15 protein-coding genes and 2 tRNA genes are annotated in these 16,253 nt (G+C 63.6%); 3 read left to right on the top strand and 14 right to left on the bottom strand.

Features of this window, described 5'->3' with window-relative positions; genetic code table 11:
* Positions 1-1,884, top strand: a complete 1,884-nt coding sequence (pknB, locus tag GD628_RS05925; protein WP_226802356.1) for a Stk1 family PASTA domain-containing Ser/Thr kinase — start codon at positions 1-3, stop codon at positions 1,882-1,884.
* 18 nt (positions 1,885-1,902) lie between these two features.
* On the opposite strand, the gene GD628_RS05920 is transcribed toward pknB, so the two are convergent.
* From GD628_RS05920 to GD628_RS05910, 3 genes are read right to left on the bottom strand one after another with little or no spacing between them, the layout of a single operon-like run.
* The gene (locus GD628_RS05920; RefSeq protein ID WP_152274093.1) at positions 1,903-2,547 is read right to left on the bottom strand and encodes an aminodeoxychorismate/anthranilate synthase component II; all 645 of its coding nucleotides are present in this window, start codon (positions 2,545-2,547) and stop codon (positions 1,903-1,905) included.
* Entirely contained in the window at positions 2,544-2,723 is a 180-nt protein-coding gene (locus tag GD628_RS16640) for a hypothetical protein (RefSeq protein ID WP_091600866.1), read from the bottom strand. The genes GD628_RS05920 and GD628_RS16640 overlap by 4 nt, the downstream gene beginning before the upstream one ends.
* 14 nt (positions 2,724-2,737) lie before the next feature.
* Positions 2,738-3,484: a class E sortase gene (locus GD628_RS05910; protein WP_226802387.1), complete on the bottom strand. Its 747-nt coding sequence runs from the start codon at positions 3,482-3,484 to the stop codon at positions 2,738-2,740.
* Positions 3,485-3,746: 262 nt separating this feature from the next.
* Here GD628_RS05910 and GD628_RS05905 point away from each other — a divergent pair, with 262 nt between their 5' ends.
* On the top strand, positions 3,747-4,004 hold the full coding sequence (locus GD628_RS05905) for a cell division protein CrgA (RefSeq protein ID WP_091600868.1): 258 nt from the start codon (positions 3,747-3,749) through the stop codon (positions 4,002-4,004).
* A gap of 699 nt (positions 4,005-4,703) precedes the next feature.
* Here GD628_RS05905 and GD628_RS05900 read toward each other — a convergent pair.
* Both GD628_RS05900 and GD628_RS05895 read right to left on the bottom strand, forming a co-directional pair.
* Positions 4,704-5,297, bottom strand: coding sequence for a rhomboid family intramembrane serine protease (locus tag GD628_RS05900; RefSeq protein WP_325786174.1), 594 nt, complete (start codon positions 5,295-5,297; stop codon positions 4,704-4,706).
* Between the two features lie 322 nt (positions 5,298-5,619).
* Entirely contained in the window at positions 5,620-6,162 is a 543-nt protein-coding gene (locus tag GD628_RS05895; RefSeq protein WP_091600870.1) for a peptidylprolyl isomerase, read from the bottom strand.
* 152 nt (positions 6,163-6,314) lie between these two features.
* Between GD628_RS05895 and GD628_RS05890 the strand changes: the two genes are divergently transcribed.
* Positions 6,315-7,283 (top strand): hypothetical protein, encoded by a 969-nt coding sequence (locus GD628_RS05890; protein ID WP_193313203.1) that lies wholly within the window; start codon positions 6,315-6,317, stop codon positions 7,281-7,283.
* A 76-nt stretch (positions 7,284-7,359) separates the two neighbouring features.
* Here GD628_RS05890 and GD628_RS05885 read toward each other — a convergent pair whose 3' ends face one another.
* The 9 genes from GD628_RS05885 to recF all read right to left on the bottom strand — a co-directional run bounded on the left by GD628_RS05885 (position 7,360) and on the right by recF (position 16,189).
* Positions 7,360-8,292 (bottom strand): DMT family transporter, encoded by a 933-nt coding sequence (locus GD628_RS05885; RefSeq protein WP_152274091.1) that lies wholly within the window; start codon positions 8,290-8,292, stop codon positions 7,360-7,362.
* Between the two features lie 160 nt (positions 8,293-8,452).
* Positions 8,453-8,525 (bottom strand) — tRNA-Ala (locus GD628_RS05880).
* Positions 8,526-8,591: 66 nt separating this feature from the next.
* Positions 8,592-8,711: a DLW-39 family protein gene (locus GD628_RS16635; RefSeq protein ID WP_218054900.1), complete on the bottom strand. Its 120-nt coding sequence runs from the start codon at positions 8,709-8,711 to the stop codon at positions 8,592-8,594.
* A 45-nt stretch (positions 8,712-8,756) separates the two neighbouring features.
* Positions 8,757-8,830: transfer RNA gene (locus GD628_RS05875), tRNA-Ile, on the bottom strand.
* 110 nt (positions 8,831-8,940) lie between these two features.
* On the bottom strand, positions 8,941-9,447 hold the full coding sequence (locus GD628_RS05870; RefSeq protein WP_091600872.1) for a DUF3566 domain-containing protein: 507 nt from the start codon (positions 9,445-9,447) through the stop codon (positions 8,941-8,943).
* Positions 9,444-12,077 carry a DNA gyrase subunit A gene (gene gyrA / locus GD628_RS05865; protein ID WP_152274090.1) on the bottom strand — a complete coding sequence of 878 codons (2,634 nt, stop codon included), beginning with the start codon at positions 12,075-12,077 and terminating at the stop codon, positions 9,444-9,446. Before gyrA ends, GD628_RS05870 begins: the two co-directional genes overlap by 4 nt.
* Before the next feature lie 48 nt (positions 12,078-12,125).
* Positions 12,126-14,192 carry a DNA topoisomerase (ATP-hydrolyzing) subunit B gene (gene gyrB / locus GD628_RS05860; protein ID WP_152274089.1) on the bottom strand — a complete coding sequence of 689 codons (2,067 nt, stop codon included), beginning with the start codon at positions 14,190-14,192 and terminating at the stop codon, positions 12,126-12,128.
* A gap of 283 nt (positions 14,193-14,475) precedes the next feature.
* Entirely contained in the window at positions 14,476-15,021 is a 546-nt protein-coding gene (locus GD628_RS05855) for a DciA family protein (RefSeq protein ID WP_377955033.1), read from the bottom strand.
* A complete protein-coding gene (recF, locus tag GD628_RS05850; RefSeq protein ID WP_091600875.1) occupies positions 15,005-16,189 on the bottom strand; it encodes a DNA replication/repair protein RecF in 1,185 nt (394 codons plus the stop codon). Before recF ends, GD628_RS05855 begins: the two co-directional genes overlap by 17 nt.
* Positions 16,190-16,253: the final 64 nt, after the last annotated feature.

Below are 16,253 nucleotides of genomic sequence, written 5' to 3'. Positions count from 1 at the left end.
ATGAGTGCTGACAATGGACACCCAACGCTGAACACGGAGCGGATTCTTGACGGCCGCTACGAGGTCGGCGAGCTGATCGGCCGCGGCGGCATGGCAGATGTATACCTCGGCCGCGATTCACGCCTGGGCCGGGCCGTTGCCATTAAGGTGCTGCGTCCGGACCTGGCTCGTGATCCGCTGTTCCAGTCACGGTTCCGCCGGGAAGCCCAGGCCGTCGCCGGCTTGAACCACGCGTCGATCGTCTCCGTCTACGACACCGGTGACCAGGCGCCGGCCAATGGCTCTCCGGACGATCCCCGCCTGCCTTTCATCGTCATGGAGTACGTCTCCGGACGGACCCTGCGTGACCTGATCAAGGCAGGGGAGGTCAGCACTGACGATGCTGTGGATTACACGCTCGGCGTGCTTGCTGCCCTTGAATACAGCCACCGCTCGGGCATCGTCCACCGGGACATCAAGCCGGCTAACGTCATGGTGACCCGCGACGGGCACGTCAAGGTAATGGATTTTGGCATTGCCAGGGCGGTGGCGGATTCAGCGGCGACCATGACCCAGACCCAGGCCGTCATAGGAACCGCGCAGTATCTCTCTCCCGAGCAGGCCCGCGGCGAGACCGTCGATGCGCGCAGCGACCTTTACTCCGCTGCATGCCTGTTGTTTGAGATGCTAGCCGGAAGGCCCCCTTTTATAGGGGACAGTCCGGTGTCGGTTGCCTACCAGCACGTTCGCGAAGCTCCGCCCAAGGCCGCCAGCTTCAACCCGGAGGTCTCTGGCGCGCTCGAGTCCGTGCTGGAGCGCGCCCTGGCCAAAGACCGGAATGACAGGTACCAGAGTGCACACGATTTTCGGGACGCACTTCTCGCTGCCCGGAACGGAACGCCGGACACATTCCAGACCGCTGCCACGCAGGCAGTGCCCCATTCCCCGGTTTCCTCCGCTCCGATTCCGGACGAAGAACCGCGCACCCGCGCCATGGCACGGGTCCTAGAAGGCGGACCGCTGACAAGCATGTCTGCCGACGACCTTGAGGAAACCCCAGAACCGCCTTACGAAGACACCCGAAACCAGAAGCACGAACGGCGCGGAAGGCGCACCGCCTGGATCGTTACCTTGTTCGTGGCAATCGGGTTGCTCCTGGCTGCGGGCGGGATCTACGCATACAACCTCATGAACCAGCCCCCTCCTCCGCCCGCCACTGCGAGCATCCCGGATGTGGAGAACATGACGCAGACGGCAGCGATCAATGCGCTGCTCGAAAAGGGCTTCCGGGCCCCGGCCACTGAGTCCCAGTACAGCGACACGGTCGAATCCGGTCTCGCCATCGGCACAGAACCGGAGGCAGGCAGCACCGTAGCCTTGGACAGCGAGATCACCCTGTACATCTCACAGGGACCCTCTGCCATCCAGATTCCCGATACCCTGCCCGGGATGAGTGAAGCCCAGGCACGGGACACGCTGCGGCTGCTCGGTCTGCAGGGCGGAAACACCACCACCGTCAACAGTGCCACCGTTCCCGAAGGAAGGGTCATCGAGACGGCGCCCGGCGTCGGCACATCGGTCCAGATGGGCAGCACCGTGGACCTGGTCCTGTCCAGCGGCAAAGTCTCGGTTCCCAACGTCGTGGACATGGAGGTCGAAGAGGCCAGGGCCTTCCTCGCCGATCCTGCCTACGGCCTCGAGACAGAGGTGGAGGAAGTGGAGAACAGCGTGGTGGAGCCGGGAACAGTCACCGGTCAAAGCGCTCAGCCTGGAAGCGATGTGCCGCAGGGGAGCACGATCAAGCTGACCGTTGCCAAGGCACCTTCACCGTCGCCCTCGCCCTCGGCTTCCTCCGATTCCTCGGAGTCCCCGACAGGGCCGGGAAACCGCAGGGGCGGCGGCTAACAGCCAGGAACGAGGCCGCTAGGCCCTGGAACTGATAAGGGGGCTCAGGGTTGCTGCGTGAGCGGCTGCTCCAGCCAGGCCAAGCCCTTCCAGCCAGTTCCCCAGCATCTGGTACCCGCCTTCAGTAAGCACGGATTCAGGATGGAACTGGACGCCAGACAGCGGAGCAGTTCGGTGCCGAAGGCCCATGATGATCCCGCTCTGGGTCCGGGCCGTGACTTCCAATTCCTCCGGCACCGTCTCTGCTACCGCCGCGAGCGAGTGGTAGCGCGTCGCCGTCAGCGGGCTCGGCAGGCCGGCGAAAACATCAGCTGATGAATGCTGGACCTCGGAAGTCTTTCCATGCATGAGTTCCGGTGCATGCGTAACGGTGCCGCCGAACGCCTCTGCCAGGGCCTGATGTCCCAGGCAGATGCCCAGCATGGGTTTGTTGTTGTCGCGGCACCAGCGAATCAGGTCGATGCAGACACCGGCCTGTGCCGGTGCGCCTGGACCGGGGGAGACCAGGACGCCGTCCCGCGCGGCCGCGAGTTCCCTGGCTTCGTCCAGGCTCACGTCGTCATTGCGGATGACTGTTGTCTGGGCGCCAAGTTCCTGGAGGTAGCCCACCAAGGTGTACACAAAGCTGTCGTAGTTGTCGACTACGAGGATGCTGGTGCTCATTGTGTTTCAGAACCGCCAATCGTTGAATCCGTGAGGGGCGCCAGGAAGCTGAATTCCGAGAACCATGGAAAAACCCAAACCATCAGGACGAGGACCACCGAGGCCGCCAGCGCCAGTGCCGTGAGGATTCGGACCCAGAGCGGCCCGGGGAGATGCCTGAATATCCAAGCGTACATTTTATCCCTGTCCTTCAGCGCCCGGCAACGAGCGCTGCGATTGCTTCGGGCGGCCCGGCCGAGGCAGGCTGCCATGATTCGAGTACCGCGTAGGAAATGAACCGCTCCTCTGACCCGAACCGGGGATTGCACGTGGTCAGGGTCAGGATCCGTTCTTCCGGAACAACACCCGGTTGCGTAGGTACGGGGGCCAACACGTCCACCTTGTCCGGGAGAACTATTTGGCTGTTGCGGTACACGTAGGTGTAGAAGCCCTGTGCTGTCTGGACGTAGATCCGATCGCCGGGCACCAGGGTATCCACCGCATCCAGTACCTGTCCGTGTGTCTGCCGGTGGCCTGCGAGAGCGAAGTTCCCCACCTCACCGGGCATGGCTGTCTCCGGGTAGTGCCCCAGTCCCAGGCTGTCCAGGACCTCGGGTCCGACACCCTCAGTCACTGGCCTGGCATGCTCCGGCCCAAACCGCGGAATGTAGATGGCCGCGAAGGTGGTTCCGTCGGACTCGGGAGCCGGAAGCACCGCCGGGTCTCCGTAGTCTCCTGGACCGGAGTCGGCAGGAACCTCCGGGACGGGACCGAACTGCGCGAAAAGTTCCTCCATGGCGGCTTCCTGTTTGCGGTCGGCCTCGATGTTGGTCCACCAGAGTTCCCACACTACGAATAGCACCAGGATCAGCCCGAGGGTAATAAGCAGTTCCCCGGCCACCTGGACTGCGAAGGCACCTTTACCCGGCTTTCGAGCGCGCGGACGCCGCTTGTCCACCGGAGACTGAGGCAACGGGAGCTGCGCGTCCCCACCCTGCCTGACCGTACTGTCCACATGGTCCTCTCGTGATCCTGCTGTGAATCCGGGCACGTCCCCGGCTCCCATTCGCTACGATTGGAAGGAAGGGCTTCCCGTAAAGGCACCCGCCCAACGCAGTTACCCGTCAGGATATAGCTGCAGGCCGGGCCGGGCGACTATTTGGGAACCCAAGACCATATCCATGCCGGCATCGATTGAGCCGGTTCCGCTAGGAGGATCCGTGCCCGAGTCAAAGTCCCGCAAGAAGGCGGCAGCAGTGCCAGCAGAAGCACCTGCCAAGGGAAAGGCAGCGCCCAAGCCGAACCCAGTCTGGTACAAGCCCGTGATGTTCGGGCTGATGCTCATTGGCCTGATCTGGATCATCGTGTTCTACATCTCCGAGGGCGTCTACCCCGTACCGGCCCTGGGCGCCGGCAATATCCTCGTCGGCTTCGGCGTAGCGATTGTGGGCTTCCTGATGACTACGCGCTGGCGGTAGGCGCATAAAGCAACATTCGAGAACTCCCCGGACAGCGTCCGGGGAGTTCTTTTTTGCCTTCCGGATCTCCGGAACAGCCGCAGGGTTTTAAACAGGGATACCCACAGGCACAGTACTTCTCCACACAGAGTTATCCACAGTCGTGGATAACTCTGTGTGTGGTCATTTCCCCATACACATCCGAGATGCTCCTCTGGCAGTGAACCCATCCACAGGCAGGGGTGGAAAAGCTGGGGACAACCGTCTCTCTGTTCCTTCGAACTTATGCCCAGCTTGTGTGAATAGTTATCCACATCTGTGGGTATCTCTGTGGCTACTCCTCGGTAGTTCGCTGCAAACAAAGGGAACCGAGTTATCCACAGCTGTGGAATTACATGTGTGTAACTAGAGCGCGGCACTGGATAACTTTCCACAGAAGTTTCCCACCGGCTGTGCACAACTCGCCATCTGCCCTGTGGATAACGCCGCTATTTGATGAGGACGGAAACCGAGTCTGCCCTCTGGAGGACATCCTGGCCCTGAATTACACAGCTGTAAGTTATTAACAATGTGGGTATCTCTGTGGATAAGCGAGCTCCATGCTGTGGAAAGCGTCCCCCACCTGCCTTCGCACACGCCGTACTGGACCGGATCAGGACCGTGAACACCAAAAAGGCCCCGCAGCCGGCGCTGCAGGGCCTTCCAGGAGAAGTATCCGTACTAGAAGCTCGGGGTCCAGACAAAACCAAGTACCACCAGGACAAGGGCAATGGCGGCCAGCCCGCCGAACTGGACGAGGGAACGGCGCGGACCCTTAGGAGCGTAGGCGAGCACGGCACCGCAGGCGGCGCCGGTCAGCAGGCCGCCGAGGTGGGCCTGCCAGGAAATACTGGGATAGAGGAAGCCCAGAACGAGGTTGATGCCGATGAGGACCAGGAGTGCTTTGACGTCCCCGCCGCGCTGCCTCTGGATCACGAAGAGGGCTCCAAACAGCCCGAAGATGGCTCCCGAGGCGCCGACGACCGCTTGGAAGGCCGGGGCAAGGATCAGGACACCGATCGATCCGCCCAGCGCGGATACCAGATACAGAAGGATGAAGCGCGTCCTGCCCAGCAGAGGTTCAAGCGACCTGCCCAGCAGCCAGAGAGCATAGAGGTTGAAGGCGATGTGGAAAATAAAACCGGGGGAGTGGAGGAACGCGGCCGTCAGCATCCGCCAGGGTTCAATCTGGGCGTAAACCGGCGCGAACCACAGCAGCTCCGTAAACCCGGGGACCAGCCACTGGAGGGCATAGGCCGCACCGCACAGCACCATCAGGGTGATGGTTACTACGGGTTTCCCGGTCCGGACGGCACCACCATACTGTGTGCGGTACCCGGGTGTCTGCCGGCGGCTTTCCCGGTAACAGTCGACGCATTGGATGCCTACCGGAGCCGTGTGCTGGCACTCGGGGCACGCAGCCCTGCCGCAGCGCTGGCACCGGATGTAGCTGACCCTGTCGGGGTGCCGCGGGCAGACGGGCACTTCATGTGCCGGGGTTCCGGCGGGTACTCCGTAGGACATGGTGTTGTGCTCCAGGAAGTTCTAGAGAGGTATGCCCCGGCCGGCTGGGCCGGCCGGGGCACCGGCGAAACGGCTAGAGCTGCTCGACGGTGATGCTGTTGATGACAACGTCTTCGTTCGGCTTGTCCCGCATATCGGTGGGAACAGCGTTCAGTGCGTCAACGACGGCCTTGGACTCGTCGTCGGCCACTTCACCGAAGATGGTGTGCTTGCCCTGGAGCCAGGTGGTGGGCACGGAAGTGATGAAGAACTGGGAGCCGTTGGTGCCGCGGCCCATCTGGATTCCGGCGTTGGCCATGGCCAGCTTGTACGGCTCGGTGAAGTCCAGGTCGGGGCTGATCTCGTCGTCGAACTGGTAACCCGGTCCGCCCGTGCCGCGGCCCAGGGGATCGCCGCCCTGGATCATGAAGTCCTTGATGATGCGGTGGAAGATGGTTCCGTCATAGAGCGGGCGGCTGGTCTTCTCGCCGGTGGCCGGGTCGGTCCATTCGATTTCACCGGTTGCCAGGCCAATGAAGTTGCGGACAGTCTTCGGCGCGTGGTTGCCGAAGAGGTTGATCCGGATGTCGCCCTTGGTCGTGTGGACGGTTGCTTTTGCGGTAGGAATAGCAGTCATACGCCTCATTCTTCCACGGCGGCCTTACAGGCGGCTGGAAATCGCCCTGTTCAGCGCACAGTGAAAATCCCCTGCCCTGGGGCGCTCTGATAGCACAGAACCGGCATTGCACGTAGGCTAAGGCTGAACCGTCACTATCCTGGGAGGTAGTTTTGAACAAGAAGGACCGCATTGCCCGTGACTTCGAAGCGAATGTCACCGCAGGCGTGGAAACGGCGCGTGACTGGGCAACCCCCAAAGTAGAGGCCGCCGTCGGATGGGCAGTTCCCCGCATCGAAAAGGGAATTGAGACTGCATCTCCGAAGATCCAGGACGGACTCAAGCGTGCAGCAGATGAGATCGCGCAGGGCGTAGCAGTCGTGACGCCGCGGCTCCAGGACGGTCTGCAGAAAGTCGGCCCCAGGATCAGCCAGGTTGTTGACGACGCAGTGCCGAAAATCCAGACCACGCTGGACAAGGCATCCCCTGCCCTGACCCACGCCAAGGACAAGGTTGTGGACAGCTACATTCCCACCCTGTCTTCGCGCATTGGCGAGGCAGCAGACTCAGTGTCCCGCCAGCTGGGAACCGCCACGGTTCCGGTCCAGACCGCCGTTGCCAAGGCAACCGGTAACAAGAAGGCGCTGAAGAAAGCCCAGAAGGCTGCTGCCAAGGCCGCCAAGGAAGCCCGGAAGGGTAAGAACGGCGGCAAGGGCTGGCTCATCTTCGGCATCATTGCCTCCGCAGTGGTAGCCGGCGTTGCTGCCTGGCGGGCCTCGCGTCCGGTCGAGGATCCCTGGAAGACTCCGGCTCCGGCCCAGCCTTCCGTCCCGGTCCCCGCTCCGGCTCCCGCGGCAAAGCCTGCAGAAGAAGCCAAGCCCGCCGCAGAGACCAAGCCCGCGGCAGAAGCCAAGCCCGCGGCCAAGGCAGCCGAAACGCCGATGGAACAGGCCAAGGACACGGCAGCCACCGCTGCACAGAAGGCTAAGGAAGCGGCACAGAATGTGAAGGAAGCCGCTGCTTCGAGCGCTGAGAAGGCAACCGACAAGGCCGGCGAAGCCGTTAAGAAGACCCAGGAGGCAGCCGCAACGAAGTCCGGCGGCGCCCACGCAGAAACCAAGGCTGACAAGCCGCAGAAGTAACCCTGTCCCGGCGGATTGCCGGGACAGTCACGGAGGGGCCGGAAGCCAGTTGGCGTCCGGCCCCTCCGGCGTTAAGTCAGCGTTCCACGTCTCCGCCCAGCGCCGGCGGGGCCGGCGGAAGCGGGTCCTCCTTTGACGACGGCGGCAGCGCCTCTTTCTTCTTCGCCTGTCCCAGCAGGACGACGGCGAGGCCCGCCAGGATGACCGCCAGCCCAGCGTAGGTGCCGCCTGGCAGTTCCTCCCCCAGGAAGATCGCGGCAAGGATCGCTGCCCCCGGTATTTCCAGCAGGATGATCATCGAGACCACCAGCGGGCTGATGACGGCCAGCAGGTGGTTGAACACGGTGTGCCCCAGCAGCTGGGCCATGACGGTGACACCGAGGATTCCCGCCCAGGCAGCCGGGGAAAAGCCAATCACGGGCTGCTGGAAGGCCAGGCACAGCACGGCCAGGATCAGGGCACAGAAGCCGTAGCAGAGGGTGGTGTAGGTGCCGGTGGACATGGTCCGCCGGGCTTTGCCTCCGGCAATCGTGTACAGGCCTGCCAGCGCGCCGCCTGCCACGGCCAGGCCGTCACCCAGCAGCGCTTCGGGGGAGAGACCCAGGTCGAATCCGGTAATCACCAGGACGCCGGCAAACGCGATGACCAGCCCCGCCAGTGTCTTCGGTGCAACGCGGCGCCCGCGGAAGACGTCGAACAAAGCGATCCAGCCAGCCTGCAGGCAAACCAGTGCGGTGGCAACCGCCACCGAGGTCAGCTGCAGGGCCGTGATGAAACAGGCAAAGTGCAGGGCCAGGGCCAGAGAATCCAATGCCGTCCACCGCAGTTCTGTGCGGCTGAGGTTCCGGAACTGGTCCCGGCCGCGGATCCCGGCGGGAACTCCCATGATGACGGCGCCCAGTGCATTGCGCCACAACGCGATCGCGAGGGCCGGTGCGGCAGTGGCTGCCATGATGGGTCCGGACGCGGAGACGCCCAGCACGCCGATAACGGCGAGGAAAAAGGTCATTCCCCGAGGTTATCCGTCCGTCCGTTCCGGCGGTGTTCCTGCGCCGTACGGTCGGCTTTGTGTCGGCCCGGACCGGTGTCCCGCAGAGGTGGGGCTAGCCAAAGCCGCGGGTGTGGTTAAAGCAGAAAGTCCCGGCCAGCAGGCCGGGACTTTCTTTCGGTGGAGGCACGGGGACTCGAACCCCGAACCCCCTGCTTGCAAAGCAGGTGCGCTACCAATTGCGCCATGCCCCCGAATTTGGAACTTCACCAGTATATCCCACCTGGAAGAGTGGTCAAACCGGCCGATCCTTAGTGGAGCTACTCGACTTTATCGGTCGAGGCCTTCCAGATGGATTTCTCCGCGGCAGTTTCCTGCCATTTCCGGAAAGCGAAGACTCCCGCTGCCGTCGCCGCTGCAATCGCAATCAGCTTCTTCACAGTTGTCTCCTTGCCGTTGTGGTTGACTGTCTTCACAGTCTTCCGTGGGCGTACCAGGACTTGAACCTGGGACCTCTTCGTTATCAGCGAAGCGCTCTAACCGCCTGAGCTATACGCCCCGATACCTCACCGGGCCGAGATAAGACTCTACCGTACCCTCGACCACTTCAACAAATCCGCTGGATTCTTCCGGTGCGGAGCAGCTGTCCGCACCGGAAGATAAGCGGAATTAGTCGTCGGTAAGGGTGACGCCGATGCCGCCCACCAGAGTGGAGGCGATGTTGTACAGCACGGCCGAAAGCATCGACAGTGCCGTCAGGAGCAGGACATTGACGACGGCGATGATCGTCGCGAAGGAGACCACCTGTCCCAGTGACGCAAACTCGCGCAGGTCGAACCCGCCGGATTCGGAGCCTGCGATCTCACCCAGGAGGCGGTTCACCTGGTCGAAAATGCCGGTGAGGTCCAGGACCGTCCACAGGACGATCGCGGCCACTACCGTGACCACTCCGAGGGCGACAGAGAGCAGGAAGGACATCTTCAGGACCGACCACGGGTCGATCTTGCTTACCAGCAGGCGGGCCTTGCGGGCCTTTGCCTTGGGTGCCGGCTTGACCAGCGGCTGCCGGTTGCCGCCTGGCGCGCTCTGACCCGTCCCAGGCCGCTGCGCGGGCCGGGCCGGGGTCTTCACCCTCGGACCGCCGCCGGACCTGGCGTTAGAGTTGGTCGAGCTCACTCGGTACCTCCATCTTCAGCAGACTGCGCGTCGGGCCCAGCCGTTTTGTCTGTAGACAACGGTACTTCATCCGCAGGTACCTCCACAGACTCACCGTCGGCGGCTGCCTCGTCCTCGTCCGCTTCCACGGCGAGGTCACGCTCGGAGTTACGGGCCACCGCAATGATGCGATCGTTTTTATCCGGCTTGGCGAAAATGACGCCCATGGTGTCGCGGCCCTTGGCAGGAACCCCTGAGACCGCGGAGCGGACTACCTTGCCGCCCTGCATGACCACCAGGACTTCGTCCTCTTCCTGGACAACCATGGCGCCTACCAGATGGCCGCGGTCCTCGTTGTACTTGCCAACCTTGATGCCAAGTCCGCCTCGGCCCTGGACCCGGTACTCATCCACGCTGGTGCGCTTGGCGTAGCCGCCCTCGGTCACGATGAAGACAAAGGAATCTTCGGTGACAACGTCGGCTGCAAGCAGTTCATCATCCTCACGGAACTTCATGCCGGTGACGCCCGAGGTGGCGCGTCCCATCGGGCGCAGGGCCTCGTCGGTGGCTGTGAATCGCAGGGACTGGCCCATCCGGGATACGAGCATCAGGTCATCGGTTTCGGAGACCAGCTGGGCCGAAACCACTTCGTCGCCCTCACGCAGGTTGATCGCGATGACACCTGCTGAACGATTGGTGTCGTAGTCGGAGAGCTGGGTCTTCTTCACCAGGCCGCGCTTCGTGGCAAGCACCAGGTACGGGGCGGCCTCGTAGTCGGGCAGGTCAAGGACCTGGGCAATGTGCTCTCCGGGCTGGAAGGCCAGCAGGTTCGCCACATGCTGGCCCTTCGCGTCGCGCCCGCCTTCTGCCAGCTCATAGGCCTTGGCGCGGTAGACCCGGCCCAGGTTGGTGAAGAAGAGCAGCCAGTGGTGCGTGGTGGTGACGAAGAAGTGCTCCACGACGTCGTCGCCGCGCAGCTGTGCGCCGCGGATACCCTTACCGCCGCGGTGCTGTGCCCGGTAGTTGTCGCTGCGGGTGCGCTTGACGTATCCGCCGCGGGTGATGGTGACGACCATTTCCTCTTCGGGAATCAGGTCTTCCATGCTCATGTCGCCGTCGTAGCCCATCAGGACCTTGGTGCGGCGCTCGTCGCCGTGCTTCTCCACGATTTCGGCCAGCTCTTCGCTGACGATGCCTCGCTGGCGTTCCTCGGAAGCGAGGATGGCGTTGTATTCGGCGATTTCGATTTCCAGCTTGGCGTGCTGGTCCTGGATCTTCTGCCGTTCCAGGGCTGCCAGGCGACGCAGCTGCATGTCCAGGATGGCCTGGGACTGCAGTTCGTCGATGTCCAGCAGCTGCATCAGGCCGGTGCGCGCTTCGTCCACGGTGCTGGAGCGGCGGATCAGGGCAATGACCTCATCCAGCGCATCCAGTGCCTTGAGCAGGCCGCGGAGGATGTGCGCGACTTCCTCAGCCTTGCGCAGGCGGTAACGCGTACGCCGGACAATGACCTCGAGCTGGTGGGTCACCCAGTGGCGGATGAACGCGTCCAGGCTCAGCGTACGGGGCACGCCGTCTACGATCGCCAGCATGTTGGCGCCGAAGTTGTCCTGCAGCTGCGTGTGCTTGTACAGGTTGTTCAGCACAACCTTCGCGACGGCGTCGCGCTTGAGCACGATCACCAGGCGCTGGCCGGTGCGGCCGGAGGTTTCATCGCGCATGTCCGCGATGCCGGTGATCTTGCCGTCCTTGACCAGTTCGGCAATCTTGATGGCCAGGTTGTCCGGGTTTGCCATGTAGGGCAGCTCGGTGACGACCAGGCAGGTGCGTCCCTGGATTTCCTCCACATTCACCACGGCCCGCATGGTGATGGAGCCGCGGCCGGTGCGGTAGGCGTCTTCGATGCCCTTGTGGCCCAGGATGGTGGCGCCGGTGGGGAAGTCGGGTCCCTTGACGCGCTTGATCAGTTCTTCGAGCAGCTCCTCGTTGGAAGCCTCCGGGTGCTGCAGGTACCACTGCACACCGTCAGCCACCTCACGCAGGTTGTGCGGCGGGATGTTGGTCGCCATGCCGACGGCGATGCCCGAGGAACCGTTAACGAGCAGGTTCGGGAAGCGGGCCGGCAGGATGGTGGGTTCCTGGTTGCGGCCGTCATAGTTGTCCATGAAATCGACGGTTTCCTCGTCGATGTCACGGACCATTTCCATGGCCAGCGGAGCCATCTTGGTTTCGGTGTAACGCGGTGCGGCAGCGCCGTCGTTGCCCGGGGAACCGAAGTTGCCCTGGCCAAGGGCCAGCGGTGCACGCATGACCCAGTCCTGGATCAGGCGGACCAGCGCATCGTAAATCGCCGAGTCGCCGTGCGGGTGGTACTGGCCCATGACCTCGCCGACCACGCGGGCGCACTTGTTGAAGGAGCGGTCGGGCCGGTAGCCGCCGTCGTACATCGCGTAGATGACGCGGCGGTGCACCGGCTTCAGGCCGTCCCGCACGTCCGGCAGGGCTCGCCCGACGATAACCGCCATCGCGTAGTCCAGGTAGGAGCGCTGCATTTCAGTCTGCAGGTCGATCTGCTCCACGCGGTCGGAGATCACGTTCCCGCTGACGGGTTCGAGTTCGCCGCCCGGGACCTCCGGGGTCTCATCACTCATTGGTTGTGTTCCGTTCTAAGTTCTTGAAAAGTCCGGGTAGCTGCGGCACTAGATGTCCAGGAACCGGACATCCTTGGCGTTCTGCTGGATGAAGTTGCGGCGGGACTCGACGTCCTCACCCATGAGCACCGAGAAGATCTGGTCCGCGGACGCGGCGTCGTCCATGGTGACCTGCAGCAGCGTGCGGTGGTCGGGGTCCATGGTGGTGTCCCAGAGTTCGGTGTAATCCATTTCGCCCAGTCCCTTGTAGCGCTGGATGCCGTTGTCCTTGGGCAGGCGCTGGTTGTTCGCCAGGCCGCGGGCAACGACTTCGTCGCGCTCCCGGTCGCTGTAGACATAGTCGTGCGGGTGGTTGGACCACTTGATGCGGTACAGCGGTGGCTGTGCCAGGTAGACGTAGCCCTGCTCGATCAGCGGGCGCATGTAGCGGAAGAGCAGCGTCAGCAGGAGGGTGGTGATGTGCTGGCCGTCGACGTCGGCATCGGCCATCAGCACGATCTTGTGGTACCGGGCCTTCTCCACGTCGAAGTCCTCGCCGATCCCGGCGCCGAAGGCCGTGATCATGGACTGGACTTCCGCGTTGGACAGGGCACGGTCCAGGCGGGCACGCTCCACGTTCAGGATCTTGCCGCGCAGCGGCAGGATGGCCTGTGTTTCCGGGTTCCGGCCGCGGACGGCCGAGCCGCCGGCGGAGTCACCCTCCACGATGTAGATCTCGGACCGCGAGGGGTCCTTGGAGGAGCAGTCCTTCAGCTTGCCGGGCATTCCGCCGGACTCCAGCAGTCCCTTGCGGCGCGTGGATTCGCGGGCCTTGCGGGCAGCGAGCCGCGCCTGGGAAGCCTGGATGGACTTGCGGATGACGTCGCGGGCCGGGCCGGGATTGCGTTCCAGCCAGTCACCGAGCTGGTCCGTCACCACGCGCTGGACGAAGCCCTTGACCTCGGAGTTGCCGAGTTTGGTCTTGGTCTGCCCCTCGAACTGCGGTTCGGCGATCTTCACGGAGATGACGGCGGTGAGGCCTTCACGGATGTCATCGCCCGTGAGGTTGTCATCCTTCTCCTTGATGATGTTCTTCTCGCGGGCGTACCGGTTGATCAGCGAGGTCATGGCCGCACGGAAGCCTTCTTCGTGCGTACCGCCTTCGTGCGTGTTGATCGTGTTCGCGTAGGTGTGGACGCTCTCGGAGTAGGCGGTGGTCCACTGCAGGGCCATTTCCACGGCCATCTTCTTGTCATTGTCTTCGGTTTCGAAGGCAATGATGTCGTCGTGGATGACCTCCACCTTTTTGGAGCTGTTCAAGTGGTGGACGTAGTCCAGCAGGCCGTTGGCGTACATGTAGTCGACCATGCGGTGCTTGGGAACGTCCTCGGCCTCGGTGGCGTCGTCGGCGATTTCCTCTGCCGTCTCATCCGGTGCGCGTTCGTCGGTCAGGACGATGCGCAGGCCCTTGTTCAGGAATGCCATCTGCTGGAAGCGCGCACGGAGGGTCTCGAAATCGAACTCCGTGGTCTCGAAGATTTCCGGGTCCGGGTAGAACGTCTGGGTGGTGCCCGTTTCTTCCGTTTCCTCACCCTTACGGAGGCTGCCCACCGGGTGTCCGCCGTTTTCGAAGGACTGGTGCCAGACGAAGCCCTGGCGCTTGACCTGGGTTTCGACGCGGGCAGAAAGGGCGTTGACTACGGAGATGCCGACGCCGTGCAGGCCGCCGGAGACGGCGTATCCGCCGCCGCCGAACTTTCCGCCGGCGTGCAGGATGGTCATGACAACCTGGACCGTCGGCATGTTCTCGGTCGGGTGCATGTCCACGGGGATGCCGCGGCCGTTGTCGGATACGCGGACGCCTCCGTCGGCCTGCAGTGTCACGTCGATGCGGTCGCAATATCCGGCGAGTGCTTCATCAACCGAGTTGTCCACCACTTCATACACCAGGTGATGCAGACCGCGGGGACCGGTGGAACCGATGTACATACCCGGGCGCTTGCGCACAGCTTCCAGGCCTTCGAGGACAGTGATCTCGTTGGCACCGTATTCGTGCGGTGCCAGGGCCTCGCTGTCTTCCTGGGGGACGGGCTCCGTGTTGTCTAGCTCGTTGCCAAGCTCATTGTCGTTAGCCACAGGTGCTGTCGACTCCTCTTGTGTCGGTCAGAATTTGGCACCCCGTCCTGCAGCGGACAGGGCGCCTCTATTACCAATTCTACCGTGCTAAGGGGACCTTTGCTGGCCAAAACACCCCTCCAGCGGCCACTAAAGCGGCTTATGAGCGGTTTTCAAGCACTTCCACGGCTCCGGATACGTCCTGCAGGGTTTGCAGCCCGCAAACCCGCACGGAGCGCGTGTGAACGCGAGCACAAAAAGACCGCTTTTTCAACAACTTTTTTCATGCCCATTCCGCCGCCTGCTAACCGTAGGTGTCCCGGGGACCGCGGCCCTTGACGCTGCGCAGGCCCTTGCGCCAGTTCGGCGCTGCCGGACCAATGACTTCAATGCGGGTGACAACGCCGCTGCCAAGTTCGGCGTCGAAGCGTTCAATGAGCGCCGAGCGGAGCAGCCGCAGCTGGGTCGCCCAGGCGGTGGAGTCGCACCGGACCTGGACAGTGGTGTCGGAGAAGGACTCCGGTTTGCAGTGGGCGCTGACATCCGGGCCAACAAGCTCTTCCCAGCGCGAGATGACGGACCCTACCGCCACCGGCGAATTCCAGCCCCGTTCGTTGACGAAGCGGCTGAAGACCTTCCCCAGGCCCTGGGGGTCGCGGCCGGTGTACTCCCCCGGAATGAACGGCGCGGATTTGCGCGCAGTCTTCCGCCTGACGGCCGGAACCCGCTGGTTCCCGCGCGCCTGCGCTGCCTGCCGCATCCGGTTCAGCTGTTCCTGGGCGGCATCCGGCAGATCGTTTTCAAGGGGTTCCGAACCGTCCCGGCCTGCCGGTTCATCCTGCGGCTGCACGGATTCCTCCGGGGATGACGGGGATCTGGTCTCCTGCCAGGGATTCGGGGATGTCCTCGGCAACGGCAGCCGTCACGAGCACCTGCTCGGCTCCCGCCACGATCGACGCGAGCCGGCCCCGGCGTCCGGCGTCGAGCTCAGCGAAGACGTCATCCAGGATCAGGATGGGACCGGAGCCCGGCGTTGGATCGTCGTCGCGCAGCAGGTAGTAGGAGCCAAGGCGCATGGCCAGGGCCAGGGACCAGGTCTCGCCGTGCGAGGCATAGCCCTTGGCCGGTGCCTGCCCCAGAACAAGCTCGACGTCGTCGCGGTGCGGCCCCACGAGCGACACTCCGCGGTCGATCTCGCGTTTGCGGTTTGCGGCGAAAGCCTGCAGGAACCGTTCGCGCAGCTCTTCCTGGCTAAGCGCCAGCAGTTCTGCCGGATCGGCACCGGACGGTGAGGCGCCGTCGTCGTCCACTTCGCCGAGAAGCGTGGAGCGGTACGTCCCGCGGGCCTCCTTCGAACCGTCGGTGAGGTCCTGGTAAGCGCCCTGGAGATGCGGGCTGAGCAGGTCAAGCGCGTGGAGGCGGGCGGAAACCAGCTGCGCACCAGCCTCGGCCATGTGGTGGTCCCACACCTCAAGCGTGGCTTCATGGGCGGAAGTGAACCGGCCGCTGATCCGCGCGGATTTCAGCAGTGCATTGCGCTGTTTCAGGACGCGCTCATAATCTGCCCGGGTTGCAGCATGCCGCGGTACCAGGGAAACGATCAGGTCATCGAGGAAGCGGCGGCGGGCCGAGGGGTCGCCCTTGACCAGGGCAAGGTCTTCCGGGGCGAAGAGAACGGTCCGGCAGATGCCCAGGATGTCCCGGGCACGGACCGGATTGGCCCGGTTGATGCGGGCCCGGTTGGCGCGGCCCGGGTTGATTTCGACTTCCAGCGCCGTGGCCTGGGAACCGCGGAGGACGCGTGCCCTAACGAGTGCCTGTTCGGCGTCGAACGCCACCAGCGGCGCATCGGAACTCACCCGGTGGGAGGAAAGCGACGCGAGATAGCCGATCGATTCGACGATGTTGGTCTTTCCCGTGCCGTTGGGGCCCACGAAGACACTGACGCCGGGGTTCAGGCTGAGGTCAAGCTGCTTATAGCTGCGAAAACCGGTCAGGGAAAGGTAATCAACGTACACGCTGCTCCACCTGTGCCTGCCTTCCAATCCCTGCGTCTGTCATTCAGCCGCTCCCGGCCATCCC

This window comes from Arthrobacter koreensis, from assembly GCF_009193255.1.
Taxonomy (GTDB): Bacteria; Actinomycetota; Actinomycetes; order Actinomycetales; family Micrococcaceae; genus Arthrobacter_B; species Arthrobacter_B koreensis.
Note: the sequence above shows the minus strand (reverse complement) of the source record. Positions and strands in the feature narration are given on the sequence as shown.

Excerpts from the sequence above, each read along its gene's own strand:
- pknB (WP_226802356.1), top strand. The coding sequence starts at position 1 with ATGAGTGCTGACAATGGACACCCAACGCTGAACACGGAGCGGATTCTT.
- GD628_RS05900 (WP_325786174.1), bottom strand. The coding sequence starts at position 5,297 with ATGGTGCTGTGCGGTGCGGCCTATGCCCTCCAGTGGCTGGTCCCCGGG.
- GD628_RS05885 (WP_152274091.1), bottom strand. The coding sequence starts at position 8,292 with ATGACCTTTTTCCTCGCCGTTATCGGCGTGCTGGGCGTCTCCGCGTCC.
- GD628_RS16640 (WP_091600866.1), bottom strand. The coding sequence starts at position 2,723 with ATGTACGCTTGGATATTCAGGCATCTCCCCGGGCCGCTCTGGGTCCGA.
- GD628_RS05920 (WP_152274093.1), bottom strand. The coding sequence starts at position 2,547 with ATGAGCACCAGCATCCTCGTAGTCGACAACTACGACAGCTTTGTGTAC.
- gyrA (WP_152274090.1), bottom strand. The coding sequence starts at position 12,077 with ATGAGTGATGAGACCCCGGAGGTCCCGGGCGGCGAACTCGAACCCGTC.
- GD628_RS05895 (WP_091600870.1), bottom strand. The coding sequence starts at position 6,162 with ATGACTGCTATTCCTACCGCAAAAGCAACCGTCCACACGACCAAGGGC.